The 22,527-nt window shown below is 72.7% G+C and carries 13 protein-coding genes; 3 read left to right on the top strand and 10 right to left on the bottom strand.

Features of this window, described 5'->3' with window-relative positions:
• Positions 1 to 74: 74 nt before the first annotated feature.
• The 7 genes from CFP65_RS25400 to CFP65_RS25370 all read right to left on the bottom strand — a co-directional run bounded on the left by CFP65_RS25400 (position 75) and on the right by CFP65_RS25370 (position 10,227).
• A complete protein-coding gene (locus CFP65_RS25400) occupies positions 75 to 3,455 on the bottom strand; it encodes a hypothetical protein (protein ID WP_104818369.1) in 3,381 nt (1,126 codons plus the stop codon).
• Between the two features lie 5 nt (positions 3,456 to 3,460).
• Complete coding sequence (locus CFP65_RS25395; RefSeq protein ID WP_254552559.1) at positions 3,461 to 3,808, bottom strand: hypothetical protein; 348 nt, start codon at positions 3,806 to 3,808, stop codon at positions 3,461 to 3,463.
• A 346-nt stretch (positions 3,809 to 4,154) separates the two neighbouring features.
• Positions 4,155 to 4,640 (bottom strand): ATP-binding protein, encoded by a 486-nt coding sequence (locus tag CFP65_RS25390; protein WP_158702353.1) that lies wholly within the window; start codon positions 4,638 to 4,640, stop codon positions 4,155 to 4,157.
• Between the two features lie 166 nt (positions 4,641 to 4,806).
• Positions 4,807 to 6,009 (bottom strand): Ig-like domain-containing protein, encoded by a 1,203-nt coding sequence (locus CFP65_RS25385; protein ID WP_104821113.1) that lies wholly within the window; start codon positions 6,007 to 6,009, stop codon positions 4,807 to 4,809.
• Between the two features lie 72 nt (positions 6,010 to 6,081).
• Positions 6,082 to 7,296 carry an Ig-like domain-containing protein gene (locus tag CFP65_RS25380; protein WP_104818366.1) on the bottom strand — a complete coding sequence of 405 codons (1,215 nt, stop codon included), beginning with the start codon at positions 7,294 to 7,296 and terminating at the stop codon, positions 6,082 to 6,084.
• Positions 7,297 to 7,444: 148 nt separating this feature from the next.
• Complete coding sequence (locus CFP65_RS25375; RefSeq protein WP_254552558.1) at positions 7,445 to 8,701, bottom strand: Ig-like domain-containing protein; 1,257 nt, start codon at positions 8,699 to 8,701, stop codon at positions 7,445 to 7,447.
• Positions 8,702 to 8,841: 140 nt separating this feature from the next.
• On the bottom strand, positions 8,842 to 10,227 hold the full coding sequence (locus tag CFP65_RS25370) for an Ig-like domain-containing protein (RefSeq protein WP_104818365.1): 1,386 nt from the start codon (positions 10,225 to 10,227) through the stop codon (positions 8,842 to 8,844).
• A gap of 236 nt (positions 10,228 to 10,463) precedes the next feature.
• On the opposite strand from CFP65_RS25370, the gene glgX reads away from it, so the two are divergent.
• A complete protein-coding gene (gene glgX / locus CFP65_RS25365) occupies positions 10,464 to 12,683 on the top strand; it encodes a glycogen debranching protein GlgX (protein WP_104818364.1) in 2,220 nt (739 codons plus the stop codon).
• On the opposite strand, the gene CFP65_RS25360 is transcribed toward glgX, so the two are convergent.
• Together CFP65_RS25360 and CFP65_RS25355 are read right to left on the bottom strand one after the other, a co-directional pair.
• Positions 12,680 to 13,858, bottom strand: coding sequence for a family 2 encapsulin nanocompartment cargo protein terpene cyclase (locus tag CFP65_RS25360; protein WP_104818363.1), 1,179 nt, complete (start codon positions 13,856 to 13,858; stop codon positions 12,680 to 12,682). The genes glgX and CFP65_RS25360 overlap by 4 nt on opposite strands.
• Positions 13,859 to 13,882: 24 nt before the next feature.
• Entirely contained in the window at positions 13,883 to 15,301 is a 1,419-nt protein-coding gene (locus CFP65_RS25355) for a family 2B encapsulin nanocompartment shell protein (RefSeq protein WP_104818362.1), read from the bottom strand.
• Between the two features lie 274 nt (positions 15,302 to 15,575).
• On the opposite strand from CFP65_RS25355, the gene CFP65_RS25350 reads away from it, so the two are divergent.
• Together CFP65_RS25350 and CFP65_RS25345 are read left to right on the top strand one after the other, a co-directional pair.
• Positions 15,576 to 17,366, top strand: coding sequence for an ABC transporter ATP-binding protein (locus CFP65_RS25350; protein ID WP_104818361.1), 1,791 nt, complete (start codon positions 15,576 to 15,578; stop codon positions 17,364 to 17,366).
• On the top strand, positions 17,363 to 19,198 hold the full coding sequence (locus CFP65_RS25345; protein ID WP_104818360.1) for an ABC transporter ATP-binding protein: 1,836 nt from the start codon (positions 17,363 to 17,365) through the stop codon (positions 19,196 to 19,198). The genes CFP65_RS25350 and CFP65_RS25345 overlap by 4 nt, the downstream gene beginning before the upstream one ends.
• Positions 19,199 to 19,282: 84 nt before the next feature.
• Here the strand turns inward: CFP65_RS25345 and glgP are convergent, their stop codons facing one another.
• Entirely contained in the window at positions 19,283 to 21,937 is a 2,655-nt protein-coding gene (gene glgP, locus CFP65_RS25340; protein WP_104818359.1) for an alpha-glucan family phosphorylase, read from the bottom strand.
• Positions 21,938 to 22,527 lie beyond the last annotated feature (590 nt).

Here is a 22,527-nt window from a genome sequence, read left to right as displayed (position 1 = left end):
GCCGCGCTCCGCACGGTGTGCCACCCGGTGGCACGCGCCGGCACACCGGTGGTGACACCGGCCGGCCGACCTCGTCATCGCAGCCGGGCCACCGCTGCCCGGGCCTGCTGGAGCGCGACGTCGGCGAGCTGGTGGAGGCTCTGCGGGGTGACCACCCCCACCGCCTCCACCAGCTGGTCCCACCGGGTGAGGTGCAGGGCTTCCACGAGCAGCCGCCGCCCCGACGGGGTGGGGCCGAGGGCTTGGGCCACGGCGGCGAGTGCACCGCCCCGGACATCCGCGTCGGCGATCGTGCGCGCCAGGTCGGCGGCCCGGTCGGGGTGGCCCGCCGCTGCCAGCGCCCGCGCGATCACCGGCAGCGCCAGGCCCTCCCGGATCGAGCCTTCGAGCCCGTCCGCGAGGACCGTGGCACGGTCGTGCCCGCCTTCGGCGGCCAAGGCTCCGGCGAGGTGGGCGAGCGCGATGTCGTGGTACCAACCGTCATCGATCCCGTCTGCGACCTCGACGGCCCGCTCCAGCTGCCCCGCGGCGGCCAGTGAACGGACGACCTCGGCGAGGGTGTCCGCCTCGGCCGGCCGGTCGTCGAAGCCGGCGGCCACCTCGATGGCCTCGTCATGCCGGCCGGCGGCGCTGAACGCGTCGGCGACGGAGCGCACGGCAGAGCGACGCTCACGCCGGGGGACCTCCTCCCGGGCGATGGCTGCGGCCTGACGGGCGAGCTCCAGGGCCTGCTCGGTGTGGCCGGCCGCGGCCAGCACCTCGGCGGCGTCACCGAGAGCGTCGACGCGGTCCGAGGGATGGGGGTGGGCCCGGGCGCGGTCGGCCGCTTCGAGTACGAGGGCGGAAGCCGAGTCCTCCCGGCCCACCGCGCGGAGGGCCCCAGCGACTGCCGACAGATCACCGGCCCGCTCGTAGACATCGTCGTTGGCTCGGTAGAGCTCCGCCGCGTGGCGGGCGAACTCCACCGCCTGATCCCGGTGCCCGGCAACGGCCAGGGCGGTGGCCACCTCCGCGAGCGTCCTGACCTGCTCCCGGGAGCGCCCACCCACGTGCGCCGAGTCAGTGGCCTCGGAGGCGAGCCGCACTGCCTCACGATCGAGGCCCACGGCGGCCAGCGCACTCGCGACAGCGGTCAGGACATCGATCCGCCAGACCGTGACCGGGATGGTCCGCGCGACCCCGAGAGCCTCCTCGGCCACGGCCGTGGCCTGCGCCGACTCGCCTGCGGCGGCCAGCGCCCGGGCGACGGCGGCCAGGGCCGGCGCCCGCAGGTACGGCTCCTCCACCAGTCGGGCCGTCTCCAGCGCCGGTTCGAGCCGCCCGGTTTCGGCCAGGGCCTCGGCGGTGTCCGCCACCGATCGGTCCCGCTCGTTCTGCTGGGCCAGCCCGAGCGCCAGGCCCATGGCTGTCTCGTGCAGGCCCGCCCTGGCCGCGGCCACCACCACGGACCGCACAGCCCACCGGCGGTCCGCCTGGTCGGTGACGGCCCGTACCGCTCCGGCTGCCTGCCGCACCACATCGGACGCGCTCTCGGGCAGGGCCGTCGCCCACTCTTCCGCTACAGCGGCCAAGGCCTCGGCTCGTCGGGCCGGGTCAAGGGCGGAGCAGGCCACCTGCGTGGCCTCGGCCACGAGCTCTGCCGCCAGCTCGTCCTGGCCCGCCACAGCGCACGCCCCGGCGGCAGCGGCCATGGCCGACGCTCGATCCTCGATGCCGGTGACGGCCCGCGCGAGCCCGACCGTCTCCTCGGCCAGCTCTGCTGCCCGCTCGCGCCCGCCCCCTGCGGCCCACACCGCGGTGATGTCGGCCAGCGCTCGCACCCGCTCGCCCGGATCACCGATCGCCCGGGCGAGCTCGACGGCCTGGTCCGGGTGACTCACCGAAGCCAGCGCCCCCGCGATCACCCTCATCGCCTCACTCTGCAGGACGTCGTCCTGGACCTCGCCCGCGAGCGCGACCGCCTGGTCGAGGCGGCCGGCTGCGGCGAGTGCGCGGGCGACGGCCGACAGCGCCCGCGCCTTCTCGTACGGACTCCCTTGGGCACGAGCCAAGTTGACTGCCCGGTCGAGGCGGCCGAGCCCGGCCCACAGGGCGATCAACTCGTCCGGGATGCCGCCCATCCGGTCATGGAGGGCGTCCCGGCTAGCGGCGAGCCGGGCGGCGGCCGCCACGTCCGGGTCCTCTTCGCCCAGCAGGTGGTCGAAGGAACCGGCGATCTCCGTCAGCGCCTCCAGGTCGGAGCCGCTGACCTGCCACTGCCGCTCGTGGCGGACCGCGTCGGTGGCCAGGGCGATCAGGCGGGTGGTCTCCCCTTGCTCGCGCAGGAGTCGGACGTAGCCGCTCAGCAAGTACTCGGGGGTGTCAGTCGGCCAGCCCGCCCGTTGGAAACGCTCGGCCCAGCGGTGCAGGCGCGCGCGGTAGCCTGCCAGCTCGGCGTCATTGAGCAGGTCGAGGGCGCTCTTCTGGATCTCCTCGTGCGCAAGCAGGTACAGCATCGGCCGAGGTTCGAGACCCGCCAACAGCTCCCAGCGGGACACCCGGAGGCGGAAGCCGCGTCCGCTGACAGCGCTCAGTTCTCGCGCTACCAGCCGAGTCCTGCTCTCCGCCAGCTCGGCTAGGTCGGCCGCGCTCAGCCCGCCTCCGGCGGCGGCCACCAGCCCGACCAGGTCACGGCCGAGCCCGCCGCCGTCGAGTAGCCGCAACAGGTCGTTCTCGGCCTCGGCGCGGACAGCCAAGGCGTGGGGCGAGATGGTGAGCCGGTGGTCGATAGCGGTGTCGCGCAGGGGGTGACCGCCCGGGACGTCGTCCGGCACCGGCGGGTGCGGGCGACCGGCGACCAGGACGCGCAGGCCGTGCGTCGGCACCCGCGGCAGCAGGGCGGCGATGCTGTGGCTGTCCGGGCCGGCGGTGACCCCCCGGTCCTCGTCCAGGCCGTCGACCACGAGCACCAGCCGGCGCCCGCGCGCCGCACACACCTCCGCCGCCCGGTCGAGGGCCAGCCGGAGCTGTTCGTCGCGGGTGTGCACGGTGGTCGGCGGCTCCTCCTCGCCCAGCAGCGCGTGGAGCTGGCGCTGCACCACCTCGCAGAAGGCCGTCCGGTCGTTCTGAGCGGCGAGCCGGGCGGTGATGAAGAAGGAGACCACGTCGACGCCGGGTGGCGGGTTGAGCACGAAGTGGGCCATCAGCGCGGATTTGCCCGCCCAGGCGGGCGCCAGCCAGCGCCAGTAGGGCAGTTCGACCTCGGCCGCGGCACAGAAGTCGGCCATCGCCGCCAACTCGTCCTCGCGTGAGCGGAGTCGGTCGGCCGCGATCGACTCCACCTGCAACAGGTAGCCCGAACGGGGTACCCGGGCCGGTGTCAGCACCACCGGCCCGTTGATCACTCCGCTGTTGGCCAGCGAGACCGACCCCCGGGCCTGGGCCTCGCCCGTTCCGCGCGCCGACAGCCGCTCCATCCGGACTACCGCTGCTCGAAGCCCGTGTTCGCCCGGCCGCCGTCGGCCTGGGCGTCACCGGTGCGGTCCACCTCGACCGTGCCCGAAACTGCTCCCAGCACCCCCGAGTTCGCGGAGCCCCCGCCCGTGGCCGTAGCCCGGCCGGTCCCGGACACGCGCACGGAGGAGCCGCCGCCCGGGCTCGCCACAAGTGCCCACACGGCGACCCCCAGTGCGGCCACGCTCACCAGGGCGGAGACCACTCCGGCCACCTGATTCGCCTTGTCCCAGCTCAGGAACGACAGCGCTCCCGCCAGGACGCCTACCGCCAGTCCCGTCCCGCCCAAGACCATCCGCTGACCGCTACCGCTCATAACCAGCCATGATGACCGGCGCCGACCGATTCGCGCAGCCGTTCGCCCGAAAAAGTCGCACCCCGATGTTTCTTAGGCGATATGGGCAGGGAAGGGCGATAGGCAAGGTGAGGTCGGTTACATGCCTTCCATTCCATTTGGCCCGGTTGTCCAGATCGTGGGATAGTCGAAGAAGTCCGGCGCGTTACCGCGCCCGGGCGCGAACCACGGCCGGTCCCCGACCCGACTCGGCCGTCTGCACCACGAGGCACGCACCCCCATGGCCTGCGTGGTGAACTTGCAGGGGCCCCCACCACCGCACCACGGTGAACCGGGGGCCCCGCACTGTTTTCGAAGCGCTGCGGCTTCAGCCTAACTGGCGCTCTCTGACCTTGAGTTCGAACCAGACGCCCTTGCCGCGCGGCAGCAGATCGGCGCCCCAGCGCTCACTGAGCGCCTCCACGATGGCCAGCCCGTAGCCGTTCTCCCCGCCCGGCTCGGCGACGATGCGGCAGGGCAGGGCGCGGGAGGAATCCCGGACCTCGAAGCGGAGCCGGCCGGGGGCGCGGGTGAGGCGCAGGCCCAGGGTGCGGCCGCCCGCGTGGCGGACGGCGTTGGCCAGGAGTTCGCCGCTGAGCTGGGCGCAGGCCTCCACGTGCACGTGGAACTGGAGCTCGCGCAGGGCGTGTTTCACCACCCGCCGGGCCAGGGCGACGAGTTCGGCGCGGGAGGGGAGGAAGATCTCCTCCTCCGCGGCCAACTGCGCGCAGAAACGGTCGAAGTGCAGCCGTTCGAGCTCCTCCAGGGGCAGCTGCTCCAGCGACTCCAGCACCAGTGAGCCTCCGCGTGACATCCCGTCATTACCCGCCCCGGACCCGGGAAGTGATGCCCACTCTGCTTCGCCCCATCCCGCCATGTGCCCATCATCGCGGAACGCGAGCAGCCGCGTACGGACAATGACGAAACGATCACTATTCTGCTGGCATATGACAGGAGCAAGCCGAGCCGTTACCGGTGGGTCACCAGCTGCCCCAGGGGACGTTCCAGCCGCTCAGGCCGTTGTCGGCCTCCACGGTGGCCCCGTCGGAGTTGACCACCTTCACCACGTCGCCGATGAGCGAACTGTCGAAGAACTTACCGGCATTAGAACTGGAACTGCCCGACTTGGTGTCCTGGATGCCGATGCAGCCGTGGCTGGCGTTGCTGCGGCCCATCTTCTCCACGGCCCAGGAGTTGCCGTGCACGTAGGTGCCGGAGCTGGTGAGCCGCATCGCGTGCGGCACCTGGAGGTCGTACTCCTCGCCCTTGACCGAGGTGACTCCCTCGGAGGTCATCCGGGTCATCTCGGCCTTGTCCTCGATCACCATGACGCCGTTCCAGCTGTCGAAGCCGGCCTTGCCCGCCGTGATCGGGTAGGTGGCGGTGGTCTGGCCGCCGCGCTGGACGGTCATCTCGTGCGAGGAGGCGTCTACCGTGGATATCTGCGAGCGGCCGACGGTGAAGGGCTCGTCGGTGTCGACCCCGCCGTAGACGCCGGGGGCGATCTCCACGCTCTTCAGGCGGTAGTGGACGGTCACCTTGGTGTCCGGCTTCCAGTACTGCTCGGGGCGGAAGTCGACCCGGCGGCTGCCGAACCAGTGGCCCTTGACCACCGAGTGGTCGGAGGTCTCGAAGGTGATGCCGGCCTCGACGGCCTTCTTGTCCTTGACGTCCCGGTCGAACTCCAGCGAGACGATCATGCCGACCCCGTAGGTGCCGTTCGGCTCGATGTTGTCGTGCGGGCCGGCCTCCTTCTCCGGGGTGAGGGTGGCGAAGGTGCTGGTGGAGTCGGCGACCACGCCGGCGGCGTCGGTGGCCTTGGCGTTCACCGTGTACTGCTGGGAGACCTCCAGGGTGCCCTTGGGCACCCAGCCGGAGCCGTCGGCGGCGAGGGCGCCCTCGACCGCGTGGCCCTCCTTGTCGGTCACCCGGACCGAGCTGAGCTTGCCGCCGGCCACCCCGACCTTGAGCGCCCCGGACGGCTTGACGTCCTTGGACCCGTCGGCCGGCTCGATGCTCACCACGGCCGCCGAGACGGCCGGCTTGGGCGAGGCGGAGGCCGCCCCGGCCCCCGCACCGCCCGCACCCCCCGAGGCCGGGGTCGGCGAGGCGGGGCCACCACAGGCCGCCACCGTCAGCACCAGGGCCCCGCCCAGCACTCCGGCGGCCAGCCCCTTGCGCATGCTCTTCACGTCGGTTCTCCCCCTAGGCGGCCGCTGCGCGGCCCACCGGTCGTCCAGCAGCCGCTGCACGGCCTACCAGTTGTTCCAGTTCATGTTCCAGCCGCTGAGGCCGTTGTCGGGGCTGACCTGCTCCCCGACCGAGTTCTTGATCGTCACCACGTCGCCGACCATCGCGTCCGCGTAGTACTTGCCCGCCGAGGAGTTGTCGTCACCCGCGTCGCCCGGGGCGTCCTGCAGGCCGACGCAGCCGTGGCTCACGTTGGTGTGGCCGAAGACGTCCGGCGAGGACCAGTTGTTGCCGTGCACGTAGGTGCCGCTGTCGGTCAGGCGCAGCGAGTGCGGCACCTTCTCCTTGTACGCGGCGCCCTCCAGGCCCGGGACGGTGGAGGAGTCCATCGTCGCGGTGCCCTCCTTGGCCTCGATCACCATGGTGCCGTTGTAGGCGTTCCAGGACTTCGGCTCGGTGGCCCCGGTGCTGATCGGGATGGTCTTGTACGGGGCGCCGTTGCGGGTGACCTGCATCATGTGGGTCGAGGCGTCGACCAGCGAGATCTGCGAGCGGCCGATGGTGAACGGCTCGTCGCTGTCCACCCCGCCGTAGACGCCCGGGGCGATCTCCACGCTCTTCAGGCGGTAGTGGATGGTCACCTTGGTGCCGGTGGCCCAGAACTTCTCCGGGCGGAAGTCCACCCGGCGGCTGCCGAACCAGTGGCCCTTGAGCTGCGAGCCGTCCGAGGTCTCGAAGGTGACCCCGGCCTCGACGGCCTTCTTGTCCTTGACGTCCCGGTCGAAGGTCAGCGAGACGATCATGCCGACGCCGTAGGTGCCGTTGCCCTCGATGTTGTCGTGCGCGCTCGCCTCCTTCTCCGGGGTGAGCGTGGTGAAGCTGCTGGTGGTGTCGGCCGCCAGGCCGTTGGCGTCGGTGGCCTGGGCGTTCACCGTGTACTGCTCGGAGACCGAGAGGCCGGCCGTGGGCACCCAGCTGGTGCCGTCGGCGGCGATCTTGCCCGCCACCGGCTTGCCCTCCTTGTCGGTCACCTTGACGGTGCCGAGCTTGCCGCCGGCCACCGAGACCTTGAGCGCGTCGGCGGTCGGCTTCACGTCCGTGGCGCCGTTGGCCGGCTGGATGCTCAGCACGGCGGCCGAGACCGAGGGCTTGGCGGGGGCGGCCGACTTGCCCGACCCGGCCGCCGTGGCACCGCCACCGCCGCCGGAGCTGCAGGCCGCCGTCAGGGCTATCGCCCCGCCGACCGCCGCCGCCGTCAGACCTCTGCCGATGGACCTCATTGCGCGCTCCCCGCTCTCGCTTCTCACCTAGTACACGTCTCGGCCTGCCCGCCGAGTTGCGCCGTCCGTGCGACGGTTTCGTCACGAACGGAGAACGGCCCGGCCTCCCCTGTGCCGGGAGGCCGGGCCGGTCGGTCCACCGAGCGGCCTACCAGGCGCTCCAGGGGAGGGTCCAGCCGCTGAGCCCGTTGTCCGGGGACACCGTCTTGCCCTTGGAATTCACGATCTTGACCACGTCACCGACGATCGAGTCGGCGAAGAACTTGCCGGCCGTGGAGCCGTCGTCGCCGTCCTTGCCGTCCTGCATCGAGATGCAGCCGTGGCTGGCGTTCGACTTGCCGAAGGCGTTGCCCCAGTAGTTGCCGTGCACGTAGGTGCCGCTCGCGGTGAGCCGCATGGCGTGCGGCACGTCCGGCACGTCGTACTCGCCGCCGACGATGTTGGAGACGGTCGCGGAGTTCATCCGGGTGACCTTCTCCTTGGAGGAGATCACCATGGTGCCGTTCCAGGACGGGTTGTCGTCGTTGCCGCCGGTGATCGGGATGGTGGTGGTCGAGCCGCCCTTCTTCACCGTCATCATGTCGGTGGAGAGGTCGGCGGTGCTGACTTTGGAGCGGCCGATGGTGAAGGGCTCGTCCCGGTCCACGTCGCCGTAGACGCCGGGCGAGACCTCGACGCTCTTGAGCTTGTAGTGGATGGTCACCTTGGTGCCCGGCGCCCAGTACTTCTCCGGCCGAAAGTCGAGCCGCTGGCTGCCGAACCAGTGGCCCTTGACCGGGGTGTTGGTGCTGGAGTCGAAGGTGATGCCCTTGAGCACCTCGGCCTTGTTCTTCACCGGCTTGGTGAAGTTGACCGAGACGATCATGCCGACGCCGTAGGTGCCGTTGTCGGAGATGTTGTCGGTGGCGGCGGCCAGCTTGCCCGGGGTCAGCGTGGTGAAGCTGCTGGTCGCGGCCGAGACCAGCCCGGCCGAGTCCTTCGCCTGCGCGCTGACGTGGTACGAGGTGCCCACGTTCAGCGCCCCGCTCGGCTTCCAGCTCAGGCCGTCGGCGGCGATCGCGCCGGGCACGGCCTTGCCGTCCTTGTCGGTCACCTCGACGGTGGTCAGGGTGCCGCTGGCCACGCTCACCGAGAGCGCGTCCTTGGGCGCCACGTCCGCCGAGCCGTCCTTGGGCTGCACGGTCAGCACCGCCGCCGAGGTCTTCGGGGCCGCCGAGGAGGCCGCGGCCGCGGGCTTGTCGCCCCCGCCGCCACCGGCGCCGGCCGCGTCCTTCGAACCACCGCCACCGCTCGAACTACACGCCGCGCTGAGCAGCAGCACGCCGCCCATCGCCAGCGCGACGCCCGCCCGGCGCGCGGGCCGGGCCTTCCACTGCGCGGCGTCGGCCGCCTTGACGGGCTTCACGGTCCCGCTCCCCTCCGGTCTGTCCACGGTGGTAACACGCGTTGTCCCTCGGAACAGTTGCACCGGTGGGGAGATCTCGCGCGGGTCGCCAGGATAACGGGGGGTCCTGAATGGAACTTCGGCGGGAGGGTGGTGAAGGCTCAGTGAACGCTCGGCGCGGTGGCCGGGGCGTCCGGTGACCCTGTGGGCGGGGTGGGGGTCGAGGCCTGGGCGGAGGCGCGATCGGCGGCGTGCGAGGCCGGACCCGAGGAGGGATCGGCGGTGGGCGAGGGCAGCGGCGAGGGCGACCAGGCGGCCGGGGGCGAGGCCGCTGCCGAGGCCCCCGGGGCCAGCGCCGAGCCCTTGAGCCACTGCGCCCAGGGCAGGTTCCAGTCGTTCAGGCCGTTGTCCGGCGGCACGGTGTCGCCGTCCTCGCCGCGCACCTCGATCACGTCCCCGACGATCGAGCCGGCGTAGAACCAGCCGGCCGGGGTGTCGGTGGAGCCGCCCTTCACGTCGGCCAGGCCGATGCAGCCGTGGCTGGTGTTGGCCGAGCCGAAGACCGACTTGTCGGCCCAGTAGTTGCCGTGCACGAAGGTGCCGGAGGCGGTGAGGCGCATCGCGTGCGGCACGTCCTTGATGTCGTACTCGTCGCCCATCCCGACCGTCTGCGAGTTCATCCTGGTCACCTCGTACTTCTCCGAGATCACCAGCGCGCCGAGGTAGGTGGTGTGGTCCGGGCTGCCGCCGGAGATCCGCAGGGTGCGCAGCACCTTGCCGTCCTGCCGGACGGTCATGGTGTGCGCCTCCAGGTCGACCGTGCTGACCTGGGCCCGGCCGACGGTGAAGTGCACCTCCTTGGCCTGGGTGCCGTACTCGCCGGGGCTGCCCTGGACGTCGCGCAGGCGCAGCGCCAGCGAGACCTTGGTGCCGGCGGGCCAGTATTTCTCCGGACGGAAGTCGAGCCGCTGGTTGCCGAACCAGTGGGCGGCCACCGGCACGGGCGGATCGGAGGTGACGGTGACGGCCTTCTCCACGGCGGCCCGGTCGGCGATCGGCCGGGTGAAGCGGAGCGAGACGGGCATGCCGACGCCGACCGTGGAGCCGTCCTCCGGGGTGAAGAGGGCGGCGAAGGTGTGCGCGGGGGTCACGGTGGTGAAAACCGAGTGCTGGGCCGCCCGCAGCCCGGACGGGTCCTGGGCCACGGTGTCCAGGGTGTACGGGGTGGCCAGTGCCAGCCGGCCGTCGTACGTCCAGCTGGTGCCGTCGGCGGCCAGCTTGCCGGCCAGCGCGGAGCCGGTCGAGTCGGCCAGCCTGACCGAGACCAGCCGACCCTGGGCCACCGAGACCTTCACCGGAGTGTCGGCCGGCACCTCCTGGCTGGCGTCCTTGGGCGAGGCGGTGATCACCGCCTGCGAGACCGGCGGGCTGGCCGCGGTGTCCGCGCTGCCCCCGGAGCCGCTGCCCGCGCTCGAGCAGCCGGCCAGCAGACAGGCGGTGAGGAGCACCGGCCCGAGCCCCGTCGCGCGCCCCGCCAAGCTCCGCATCCCGGCCCTCCGTCCGCACCGCCGGGGGCGGCAGGCCCCCGTCCGTCCGGAACAACGAGCGGGCCGCCGCCGGGACACGAGCACGCCGGACGCCCGGTTGTCACCGGAAGTCCGTACTGCCGGACAGAATTATTCACACACCGTCAGATGTCGATCGCGGACGTGACAGCGGCGGGCGTTGCGGGCACAAGAGAAGAGCGGGGAAAGGGACTCCCCGCGCTGGGAGGGGTCGGGCGATGACGGCGTGGCAGGAGCTGCAAACCGAGACGCGCCCCGGCGCGGCCGAGGCCGGGCACGGGTCGGCGCACCACGGCCCGGACACCCCCTGGCCCGGCAGCTGGCAGCCGCTCGGCGCCCGCTTCCGCACCGCCCGGGAGGGCGTGCAGGGCACCAACTTCGCGCTCTGGGCCCCGGCGGCGGAGGGCGTGGAGCTCTGCCTCTTCGACGAGGAGGGCCGGGAGAGCAGACACCCGCTCACCGAGCGCACCTTCCAGACCTGGCACGGCTTCGTGCCCGGCGTGCTCCCCGGCACCCGCTACGGCTACCGGGTGCAAGGCCGGTGGGACCCGTGGACCGGCGCCCGGTGGAACCCGGCCAAGCTGCTGCTGGACCCGTACGCCCGGGCGATCGACGGGGAGTACACCACCCACGACGCGGTCTGCGCCTCGGTGCGCGGCTGGCCCGAGCGGGAGGCCGCCGACACCGTCCGGGACAACCGGGACTCGGCGCCGTACGTGCCCAAGGCCGTGGTGGTGGACGACGACGACGACTGGTACGACGACCACCGCCCGAAGACCCCCTGGGCCGAGACGGTGCTCTACGAGCTGCACGTCAAGGGCTTCACCATGCGCCACCCGGGCATCCCGCCGGAGCTGCGCGGCACCTACGCGGGCCTGGCCCACCCGGCTGCGATCACCCACCTGGTCAATCTCGGCGTGACGGCCGTGGAGCTGCTCCCGGTGCACCACTTCGTCAGCGAGGACCACCTCCAGCTGCGCGGGCTCACCAACTACTGGGGCTACAACACGCTCGGCTTCTTCGCCCCGCACGCGGGGTACTCGGCCTCCGGCAGCCGGGGCCAGCAGGTCGGCGAGTTCAAGCGGATGGTCCGGGCCCTGCACGCGGCCGGCATCGAGGTGATCCTCGACGTGGTCTACAACCACACCGCCGAGGGCGGGGTGGACGGCCCGGCGCTGAGCCTGCGCGGCATCGACAACGGCGGGTACTACCGGCTCGACCGCAGCCGCCGGGGCTACGCCGACTACACCGGCTGCGGCAACACCCTGGACACCCGGCAGCCGCACACCGTGAAGCTGATCACCGACTCGCTCCGGTACTGGGTCACCGAGATGGGCGTGGACGGCTTCCGCTTCGACCTGGCCGCCGCCCTGGCCCGGGGCAGCGACGGGGTGGAGATGCACCACCTCTTCCTCGGCGCCGTCTCGCAGGACCCGCTGCTGAGCCGGGTCAAGCTGATCGCCGAGCCCTGGGACGTCGGCCCGGGCGGCTACCAGGTCGGCGGCTTCCCGCCGCTCTGGGCCGAGTGGAACGACAAGTACCGCGACACCGTCCGGGACTTCTGGCGCGGCGCCCGGCCGGACGTGCGCGAGCTCGGCTACCGGCTCTCCGGCTCCTCCGACCTCTACCAGCGCGGCGGCCGCCGCCCGTACGCCTCGGTCAACTTCATCACCGCGCACGACGGCTTCACCCTGCGCGACCTGGTCTCCTACAACGGCAAGCACAACGAGGCCAACGGGGAGCAGAACCGGGACGGGACGAACGACAACCGCTCCTGGAACTGCGGCGTGGAGGGCGAGACCACCGACCCCGCGGTGCACGGGCTGCGGGTGCGCCAGCTGCGCAACCTGATGGCCACCCTGCTGCTCTCCACCGGGGTGCCGATGATCACCGCCGGGGACGAGCTGGGCCGCACCCAGGGCGGCAACAACAACGCCTACTGCCAGGACAGCGAGGTGAGTTGGCTCGACTGGTCACTACTGGAGCAGCCGGAATGGCGCGGGCTGGCCGAGCTGACGGCCCAGCTGGTGCGGCTGCGCCGCCGGCACCCGGTGCTGCGCCAGCGGGCCTTCTTCTCCGGCCAGGCGGCCACCCCCGGCGGCCAGCGCGACCTGGCCTGGTTCACCACCCGGGGCGAGGAGATGACCGAGGCCGACTGGTTCACCCCGACCGGGGCGCTCGGCATGCTGCTCTCCGGCACCGCGATGTCCGAACGCGACCAGCACGGCTGCCCGTTGACGGACGACAGCTTCCTGCTGCTGCTCAACGCGGGCGACCAGCCGGCCGAGTTCACCCTGCCCGGCGAGCCCTGGGCCTGCCGCTACGAGCTGCTGGTCGACACCGGCTGCGATGCGGCCCCGACCGGTCTGCCGCTGGCCAGCCCGGTCACCCTCCAGGGCCGCTCGCTCCAACTCCTGCGGGTGGGCCCCGAGCGCTAGTCGGTGCGGTAGCGGGCCGAGCCGGCGTGCCACTCGCGGCCGCCGCCGAGCCAGGCCCAGACGCCGATCAGGAAGCGGCGCAGGGCCGGGGAGCCGGCGGCGGCCAGCACGGCGCCCTCGGCCTCGAAGGTCAGCACCAGCTCGTCGTGCACCCGGACGGCGCGGCGCACCGCCTCGGCCGTCGAGCAGCCCTCCTCGGCGGCGATCAGGGACGGCAGGTTGTAGTCCAGGCCGGACGGGTCGGCCTCCTTGGCCAGCGAGTAGAGGTCGTTGACCAGGGTGCTCGCGGTGGCGGCCATGGTGAGGACCCGCCGCACCCGGGGGTCCGCGTACTCCTCGGGCGGCAGGTCGTAGCCGCCGATCGCGTCGGTCAGCGTGATGCAGGGCAGGAAGCTGTTGACCTGACGGCAGGCCAGGTACTCCCAGACCGGCGGCCGGTACTTCGCGGCCCGCCAGGCGGCCTCGGCCGCGTACCCGACGAAGAGCAGCGCGATCTCCTGGCGGAACCGGGCCAGTTGGGGCGGGCTCGCGTACCGCGCGAGGTGGTCGGCGGCGGAGCGGAAGGCGAGCAGCACCGGGTCCTCCTCGATGCCGCCGCGCAGCCCCTCGGCGTACCCGGGCGGCAGGTGGGCGGGGGCCACCGTGGCGTCGGCCACCATCAGCCGGGCGCCGAGCAGCGGCCCGGCGCCCTCGCTGTCTCGGTCGGCGCAGTAGTAGTCGTCGCTGGCCCACTCGGCCAGCGCGCACTTGGCCGCCGCGAGCAGTCGGTCGGGGTCGTCGGTGTCGGGGTGGGTGAGCATGATCAGCCGCCCGAAGTCGGCGGACCGCACCTGCTCCAGGCGGCCCCGGTAGATGCCCACCTCCTCGGCCCAGGCCACCAGGCGCTCGTTCACCACCGCCCCGAGCGCCGGGTCGTCCCGGAAGGCGGGCGGGCAGTGCAGCACCGGCCCCGGCCGCTCGCCGACCGGCCGGGCCGGCGGCGGCACCGGCAGCCGGGCCCCCGGGTGGGCCAGCCCGATCGGCCGGAACGGCAGCGGCGGGTGGAGCGGCAGCCCGGGCCCGGGCCGGAACAGCCCGGCCCGCCCCGGCCGGGCCGGATCGGCCAGCAGGGCCAGCGCCACGGCGGCCGGCTCGCCACTGGCGGCCGGGGCGAACAGCCTCGTCAGTACGGACACCTGACTGCCTCTCCACTCGTATCGTCAGTCGCGCGGGCGGGCGACCTCGACGTTCTCCAGCAGACCGATCGCGTCCGGCACCAGCACGGCCGCGGAGTAGTAGGCGCTGACCAGGTAGGAGATGATCGCCTTCTCGTCGATGCCCATGAAGCGCACGTTCAGCCCCGGCTCGTACTCGTCCGGGATGCCGGTCTGCCAGAGGCCGACCACGCCCTGGTTCTCCTCGCCGGTGCGCACCGCGATGATCGAGGAGGTGTGGCCGCCGATCACCGGGATCTTGCCGCAGGGCAGCAGCGGCACCCCGCGCCAGGCGGGCAGGTGGTGGCCGGCCACGTCGATCGAGCCGAAGTAGATGCCGCGCTTGTTGCACTCCCGGCCGAAGGCGGCGATGGCCCGGGGGTGGGCGAACAGGAAGCTGGTCTCGCGCCGCATCGAGAGCAGCTCGTCCAGGTCGTCCGGGGTGGGCGGGCCGGAGTGGGTCTGGATCCGCTGGTCGTAGTCGACGCTGTTGATCAGGCCGAACTCCGGGTTGTTGACCAGCTCGTACTCCTGGCGCTCGCGCAGCGCCTCGATGGTGAGCTTCAGCTGCTCCTCGGTCTGGTTCATCGGGTCGTTGTAGAGGTCGGCGACCCGGCTGTGGATCCGCAGCACCGTCTGCGCGACGCTCAGCTCGTACTCGCGCGGCTTGAGCTCGTAGTCCACGAAGGTGCTGGGCAGCTCGGGCTCGCCCTCGTGGCCGGCGGCCAGCTCGATCGCGGCCTCGCCGTGCACGTTCTGCGACTGCTGGGCGCCCTCCAGGTACTGGAGGATCTGGTCGCGCAGGGCGGGCGAGCGGTCGACCAGCTCCTGGAAGGCGGGCCAGGCCAGGGTCAGCACGGTGCCGGCGGTGACGGCCCTCACGCTGTACGGCCAGACCGGCTCGGGCTCCAGCAGGGCCTCGTCGCCGAGGTGGTCGCCGTCGGCCAGGTGGCCGACCACGGCGTCCTCGCCGTACTTGCCGGTGCCGATCCGGTCGACCTTGCCGTGCGCGATGAGGTAGACCTCCTCGATCGGCCGCCCGCGCTCGATCAGCACCTCACCCGCGGCCACCTCCCGCTGGCCGAACCGGCTCGCCAGCTCCTCCAGCACCGCGTCGTCGTCGAACCCGCGCAGCACCGGCACCTCGCGGAGCGAGGGCGGCACCACCCGGACCTGCGAGCCGGTCTTGACGAAGCTCACCCGGCCCCGGCCGACGGCGTAGCTGAGCCGCCGGTTGACCCGGTAGGTGCCGCCCGAGACCTGTACCCAGGGCAGCATCCGGCTGACCCAGCGCGAGCTGATGCCCTGCATCTGGGGCGCGGACTTGGTCGTGGTGGCGAGGTTCCGCGCCGCGATGGTGCTGAGGCTGAGCTGGGTGCGCCCGCTCTGGGGCGCCTCGGGCGCTGGACCTGTCTCGACCGACATCGGCTTCCTCTACCTCTCTGCGTCCGGCAACGACAGCCGAGCCGAAGGGTTGGTGCCCCCACGACCCGTCGCCTTCATGCAATCGCGCCGTGACCGACCGTCACAACCCCGTCCCGATGCGCGCCCGCGCCGCACGCCCCCCGCCGTGGAACGTGCGCCCTCCGCACCCCCAAAGACCCGGTTTGGCCGGTTCCGAGCGGCCCGCCGCCGCAGCCCGCGTCAGGTGTGAAAAACCAGATGAGAAATGACGCCCGCACGGCCTACCCTCACGGCGATGGCCGAGACACCCGCACCCCAGCCCCAGCGCCACTCCGCCGTGCGCTCCCTGCTCCGGCTGTGGCCGTACGCCCGCCAGGCCCGCTGGTACCTGGCCGGGTCGGTCGCGGCCGCCGCCGTGGCCTCGGGCAGCGTGCTGCTGGTGCCGCTGGTGCTCGGCCGGATCGTGGACGGCCCGATCGCCCACCACGACTACGCCGGGCTCTGGCCGCTGGCCGGGCTGCTCCTGCTGCTCGGGATGGCCGAGGCCGGCCTCTTCGGCGTCCGCCGGGTGATCGTGGCCCGCCCGCTGGCCCGGGTGGAGAGCGCGCTGCGCGGCGACCTCTTCGCCAAGCTGCAGCGGCTGCCGGTCTCCTTCCACGACCGCTGGCCCTCCGGGCAGCTGCTCTCCCGGGCCACCTCCGACATGTTCACCATGCGGCTCTTCCTGGCCTTCCCGCTGGTCTTCCTGATCGTCAACACGATGGTCTTCCTCGCGGGCAGCACCCTGATGTTCGTGATCGACTGGCGGCTCGGCCTGATCACCCTGGTGCCGGCCGTCCCGCTGCTGGTGCTCACCCGCTGGTTCGAGGCCAGGTACTCGCTGGCCTCCCGGCAGGCCCAGGACCAGAGCGGCGACCTGGCCACCCTGGTCGAGGAGTCGGTGCTCGGCATCCGCATCCTCAAGGCCTTCGGCCGGCACCGCACGATGGCCGAGCGCTTCCGCGCGCAGAGCGCCGCGCTGCGCGCGACCGAGATCGGCAAGTCCTACCTGCTGGCCGACCTCTGGGCCGTCATCGTCGGCCTGCCGGAGCTCGCGCTCGGCTGCGCGCTGGCGCTCGGCGCGGTGCGCGTGGCCCACGACGAGCTCACCACCGGCGCCCTGGTCGCCTTCCTCTCCACCGCGCTCGCCCTGCGCTGGCCGGTGGAGTCGCTCGGCTGGCTGATCGCCTACGCCAACGAGGCGGCCACCGCCACCGACCGCTACTTCGAGGTGATGGACGAGCCCGAGCCCGCCGAGCCCGGCTCGGGCCTGGCCGCCACCGCCGACCGGGGCATCCGGTTCAGCGGGGTGCACTTCCGCTACCCGGACGCCCCCGCCGACACCCCCGACCTGCTGCACGGCATCGACCTGCACATCCGCTCCGGCGAGACGATGGCCCTGGTCGGCACCACCGGCAGCGGCAAGACCACCCTGACCGCCCTGCTGCCCCGGCTCTACGAGGCCACCGCGGGATCGATCACCCTGGACGGCACCGACATCCGGGACATCCCACGGGCCCGGCTGCGCGAGCTGGTCGCGGTCGCCTTCGAGGAGCCCACCCTGTTCTCCGCCTCGGTGCGGGAGAACGTGCTGATGGGCGCCCCCGGGGCCGGCCCGGAGCAGCTCGACTCGGCCCTGGCCACCGCCCAGGCCGGCTTCGTCGCGCGGCTGCCCGAGGGCGTCGCCACCGAGGTCGGCGAGCAGGGCCTGAGCCTCTCCGGCGGCCAGCGCCAGCGCCTCGCGCTGGCCCGCGCCGTGGTCGGCGAGCCCGCCTTCCTGGTGCTCGACGACCCGCTCTCCGCGCTCGACGTGCAGACCGAGGCGCTGGTCGAGGAGGCGCTGCGCCAGGTGCTCGGCTCGACCACCGCGCTGGTGGTCGCGCACCGCCCGAGCACGGTGCTGCTGGCCGACCGGGTGGCCGTCCTGGAGGAGGGCCGGATCACCGCCGTCGGCACCCACCAGGAGCTGCTGCACGGCTCCGCCGCCTACCGCCACCTGATGACGGGCGAGGCCGCCCCTGCCACCGACGGGAGCCGCACCCGATGACCACCACCCTCGAACCGCCCGCCGACACCGAGGAGCAGCTGCCGCCCTCGGCCGCCCACGAGGACGAGGACATCCCCGTCCCGCCCGGCGCCCCGCGCCGCCTGCTCGGCGAGCTGCTCGGCCCGCACCGGCGCCGGATCGGCTTCGCCATGCTGGTGATCCTGCTCCAGCAGGCCGCCCTGCAGTCCGGCCCGCTGCTGGTCGCGATCGCGATCGACCGGGGCATCCCGGCCCTGCGCGAGCACCGGGCCGGCCCGCTGATCGCGGTGACCGCCGCCTACCTCGGCTGCGCCGCCGTCTCCACCGTGCTCCAGCGCGCCTTCATCCGGCTCAGCGGCCGGATCAACCAGGACATCCTGCTGACCCTGCGCGGCCGGATCTTCGCGCACGCCCAGCGGCTCAGCCTGGACTTCCACGAGCGCTACACCTCGGGCCGGATCATCTCCCGGGCCACCAGCGACGTGGACGCCCTGCGCGAGCTGCTCAACGAGGGCCTGCAGGAGCTGCTGACGGTCTGCCTCTCGGTCTGCTACATCACCGTGGTGCTGGTGGTGATGGACTGGCGGCTCGGGCTGGCCGCCGTGGTCTCCTTCGGGCCGATGTACCTGATCATCCGTTCGTTCCGGCGCCGCTCGCTCCGGGTCTACCGCCGCTCGCGCACCGCCGTGGCCGCGGTGATCGTCCGCTTCACCGAGACCATGAACGGCATCCGCCCGGTCCAGGCCTTCCGCCGCGAGGCCGCCAACGACGCCGCCTTCGGCGAGGCCAACCGCGCCTCGGCCACCGCCACCGCCGACGGCCTGCTGGAGATGGCCCGGTACGTCTTCCTCTCCCGCGCCACCGCCAACATCTGGATCACCGCCGTGGTGGTCCTGGGCGCGGTGCTGGTCACCGACGGCAGCCTCGAACTCGGCGTGCTCACCGCCTTCGTGCTCTACCTGCGGCGGCTCTACGACCCGGTCGACCAGCTGGCCATGTTCCTCAACAGCTACCAGTCGGCCGCCGCCGCCCTGGAGAAGATCGCCGGCCTGCTGGCCCACGAGCCCACCGTGGCCGAGCCGGTGGAAGCCGCCGAGCTGCCCGCCGCCACGGGCAAGGGCCGCGAGGTCTCCTTCGAGGGCGTCCGCTTCGCCTACCGCACGGGCAAGGAGGTGCTCCCCCGCTTCGACCTGCTGCTCCCGGCCGGGCAGACCACCGCCGTGGTCGGCGCCACCGGCGCCGGCAAGTCCACCCTGGCCAAGCTGCTCGCCCGGTTCTACGACCCGACCAGCGGTCGCGTCCTGCTGGACGGCACCGACCTGCGCGAGCTCGACACCGCCGAGCTGCGGCGCCACGTGGTCATGGTGACCCAGGAGTCCTTCCTCTTCTCGGGCACCGTCGCCGAGAACATCGGCATCGGCCGCCCCGGCGCCTCCCGCCCGGAGATCGAGGCCGCCGCCCGCGAGATCGGCGCCCACGAGTTCATCACGGCCCTGCCCGACGGCTACGACACCGACGTCCGCAAGCGCGGGGGTCGGATCTCGGCCGGACAGCGCCAGTTGGTCGCCTTCGCCCGCGCCCTGCTCGCCGACCCGGCGGTCCTCATCCTGGACGAGGCCACCTCCTCCCTGGACGTGCCCGGCGAACAGGCCGTCCAGCACGCCATGCGGACCGTCCTGGCCGGCCGCACCGCCGTGATCATCGCCCACCGCCTCTCCACGGTCGAGATCGCCGACCGCGTCCTGGTGATGGACCAGGGCCGCATCGTCGAGGACGGCACCCCGGCAGAGCTGATTGCCGGCGAGGGGCGGTTCGCGAGTCTGCACCAAGCTTGGCGTGACAGCCTCGTTTAACCACCTCAGGGGCGCGGGGAACTGCGCGCGCAACAGCCCACGTACGTAGAGGGCTGAGCGCGCAGTTCCCCGCGCCCCCGGTGGTTACCGAAGCGGTCCGGTGTCCATCCCGGCGGCCTCCGCCGGAAGAGCGACGAGCCCCAACTCGGCGGACGAGGCCAGCAACTCGTGCGCCGGCAGCACCCGCACCGTGTACCCGAACGGCCCCGTCCGCGACAGCTCCAGCGAGCCCTCGTACCGGTGCCGGCCGTCCAGATCCGGGCCACCCACCGGCTTGAGCGCGAGCGCGACCGCCTCGGAGAGGGTGTCGGTCTCGTCGACCCGCCCCGACACGACCTGGACCTCCACGTCACCGGGCGTCAGGGCGCCGAGCGACACCGCGGCCCGCAGGGTGAGCGTGGTGCCGAGCTCCTGGGCCTCCACCGGGCCCTCGGCCTCGACGTGCTCGACCCGGACGGCCGGCCAGGCGGCCCGGACCTTGGCCTTCCAGCCGGCCAGCTCGGCCGCACCGCCCTTGCCCAGGCCGCGCTGCGCCTCGGCCGCCGGGGCGTAGAGCCGCTCCACGTACTCCCGGACCATGCGTCCGGCCAGCACCTTGGGGCCGAGGGTGACCAGCGTGTGCCGGACCATGGCGATCCAGCCGTGCGGCAGGCCGTCCGAGCCGCGGTCGTAGTACTTGGCGGCGACCTGGTGCTCGATCAGGTCGTAGAGCGCGGCCGACTCGATGTCGTCCCGCTTCTCCGCCTCCCGGCTCTCCGGGTCCATGGTCTGCTCGACGCCGTCGGCGGTCGGGATGGCCCAGCCGTTCTGGCCGTCGTACCACTCGTCCCACCAGCCGTCGAGCACCGAGAGGTTGAGGCAGCCGTTGAGGGCGGCCTTCATCCCCGAGGTGCCGCAGGCCTCCAGCGGGCGCAGCGGGTTGTTGAGCCAGACGTCGCACCCGGGGTACAGGTGCTTGGCCATCGCCATGTCGTAGTCGGGCAGGAAGACGATCCGGTGCCGGACGGCCGGGTCGTCGGCGAAGGCCACCAGCTGCTGGATCAGCCGCTTGCCGCCGTCGTCGGCGGGGTGCGCCTTGCCGGCCACCACGATCTGGATCGGGTGGGTCGGGTGCAGCAGCAGCGAGCGCAGCCGGTCCGGGTCACGGAGCATCAGGGTGAGCCGCTTGTACGAGGGGACGCGCCGGGCGAAGCCGATGGTGAGCACGTCCGGGTCGAGCACCGAGGAGGTCCAGCCGAGCTCGGCGTCGCCCGCGCCGCGCTGGTGCCAGGAGGCCCGCAGCCGGCGCCGCGCCTCGTCCACGAGCTGGGCCCGCAGGGCGCGCCGCAGCTCCCAGATCTCGGCGTTGCCGATCTTCTCCAGGCCGCTCCAGCGGGTGGAGCCACCGTTCATCATGGCCCGCTCGGCCTGCTCCTGGCCGAGCTCGGCCGCGCCGAGCTTCACCACGGCCGGGTCGATCCAGGTCGGGGCGTGCACGCCGTTGGTGACCGAGGTGATCGGCACCTCGGCGGCGTCGAAGCCCGGCCAGAGGCCCTCGAACATGCCCCGGCTGACCTCCCCGTGCAGGGTGGAGACGCCGTTGGCCCGCTGGGCCAGCCGCAGGCCCATCGCGGCCATGTTGAAGAGGGTCGGGTCGCCGCCCTCCCAGCTCTCCACGCCGAGCGCGAGCACCTGCTCGGCCGAGACGCCGGCCAGCGCGGCGTCGCCGCTGAAGTGGCGGGCGATCAGCTCCCGGTCGAACCGGTCGATGCCGGCCGGCACGGGGGTGTGGGTGGTGAAGAGGGTGCCGGCCCGGACGGACTCCAGGGCGGCGGGGAAGTCCAGGCCCTCGGCGGCCAGCTCGCGGATCCGCTCCACACCGAGGAAGCCGGCGTGGCCCTCGTTGGTGTGGAAGACCTCGGGGGCGGCGTGGCCGGTGAGGCGGCAGTAGGTGCGGACGGCGCGGACGCCGCCGATGCCGAGCAGCATCTCCTGGAGCAGCCGGTGCTCGCTGCCGCCGCCGTAGAGGCGGTCGGTGACGTTGCGGTCGGCGGCGCTGTTGGCCTCGATGTCGGAGTCGAGCAGCAGCAGCGGCACCCGCCCGACCTGGGCCTTCCAGATGTGGGCGGCCAGGGTGCGCCCGCCCGGCAGAGCGAGGTCGATCCGGCAGGGGGTGGAGTCCGGCTCGCGGAGCAGGCTGACGGCCAGCTCGTCCGGGTCGAGCAGCGGGTAGCGCTCCTGCTGCCAGCCGTCCCGGGAGAGCGACTGGCGGAAGTAGCCGTGCCGGTAGAAGAGGCCGACGCCGATGATCGGCACACCGAGGTCGCTGGCGGCCTTGAGGTGGTCCCCGGCGAGGATGCCGAGGCCGCCGGAGTACTGGGGCAGCGCGGCGGCGATGCCGTACTCGGGCGAGAAGTAGGCGATGGCGGCGGGCAGGGGGCTGCTGCCGTCACCGGGCGGGAGCGCCGTCTGGTACCAGCGCGGTCCGGTCAGGTAGTCGCGCAGCTCGTCGGAGAGATCGCCCAGTCTGCGCAGGAACCGGCGGTCGGTGGCGAGTGTCGCCAGCCTCCCCGCCGGTACCTCGCCGAGCAGCCGCACCGGGTCCTCGCCGACCGCCGCCCAGACCTCCGGATCGACGGAGCGGAACAGCTCCCTCGTCTCGGGGTGCCAGGACCAGCGGAGATTCAGGGCGAGCTCGTGCAACGGCTGGAGTTGTTCGGGCAGGACGGTGCGCACGGAGAATCTGCGGATTGCCTTCACGGGGGTGCAGCCTAGCCGCGGCGGGGGGCGTGATGGTGAGTCAACTCCGCCCTGGTGCACTCGTTCGGGCCATTGGTGAGATCACAGTCGGCGCACTTCGGGGCGCAGGTAGTGCAAGGGGGCGCACTTATGAAAATGCATGCGCCCCCTGTTTTATGAACACTCCGGAACGTCCGCGTTTCCACTGGCCGATCCGCCTCGTCAAACCGACCGAAATCACTCGCTTACCGCACCGTAGGGCTTGCCGGTGATGCGAGGATGCACAAAGGTCGTGGGTACTGCGGGGGCGCGATCCGGTGTCGATGCCCCCTGCCGTCCCACGCCCGGCTCCCGCTCCGTCGACGCACCGTCAGCGCGGCCGCGTCACCCTTCGCGTCATCCGTACCGCCACCTCGTACCGTCACCCCGTACCGTCCTTGGGACCGTCACTTTCCCGGCTCCTGTAGCCCGTTCGGCCCCAGCGCTGCCCTCAGGCGTGTCTTCGTCCTCCGGTCGATCGTTTTGCGAGCGGGTTGGGTCGCTCCAGGGCGCACCCGTGGGCCACGCGCCGGGACGCGCGCTGTCCGAACGGGACCGGGAGGCGGCGGGCC

It is taken from the genome of Kitasatospora sp. MMS16-BH015 (assembly GCF_002943525.1).
Classification (GTDB): Bacteria; Actinomycetota; Actinomycetes; order Streptomycetales; family Streptomycetaceae; genus Kitasatospora.
Note: the sequence above shows the minus strand (reverse complement) of the source record. Positions and strands in the feature narration are given on the sequence as shown.

Excerpts from the sequence above, each read along its gene's own strand:
- CFP65_RS25400 (WP_104818369.1), bottom strand. The coding sequence starts at position 3,455 with ATGGAGCGGCTGTCGGCGCGCGGAACGGGCGAGGCCCAGGCCCGGGGG.
- CFP65_RS25385 (WP_104821113.1), bottom strand. The coding sequence starts at position 6,009 with ATGCGCAAGGGGCTGGCCGCCGGAGTGCTGGGCGGGGCCCTGGTGCTG.
- CFP65_RS25370 (WP_104818365.1), bottom strand. The coding sequence starts at position 10,227 with ATGCGGAGCTTGGCGGGGCGCGCGACGGGGCTCGGGCCGGTGCTCCTC.
- CFP65_RS25380 (WP_104818366.1), bottom strand. The coding sequence starts at position 7,296 with ATGAGGTCCATCGGCAGAGGTCTGACGGCGGCGGCGGTCGGCGGGGCG.
- CFP65_RS25345 (WP_104818360.1), top strand. The coding sequence starts at position 17,363 with ATGACCACCACCCTCGAACCGCCCGCCGACACCGAGGAGCAGCTGCCG.
- CFP65_RS25395 (WP_254552559.1), bottom strand. The coding sequence starts at position 3,808 with ATGAGCGGTAGCGGTCAGCGGATGGTCTTGGGCGGGACGGGACTGGCG.
- CFP65_RS25390 (WP_158702353.1), bottom strand. The coding sequence starts at position 4,640 with ATGTCACGCGGAGGCTCACTGGTGCTGGAGTCGCTGGAGCAGCTGCCC.
- CFP65_RS25355 (WP_104818362.1), bottom strand. The coding sequence starts at position 15,301 with ATGTCGGTCGAGACAGGTCCAGCGCCCGAGGCGCCCCAGAGCGGGCGC.
- glgX (WP_104818364.1), top strand. The coding sequence starts at position 10,464 with ATGACGGCGTGGCAGGAGCTGCAAACCGAGACGCGCCCCGGCGCGGCC.
- CFP65_RS25350 (WP_104818361.1), top strand. The coding sequence starts at position 15,576 with ATGGCCGAGACACCCGCACCCCAGCCCCAGCGCCACTCCGCCGTGCGC.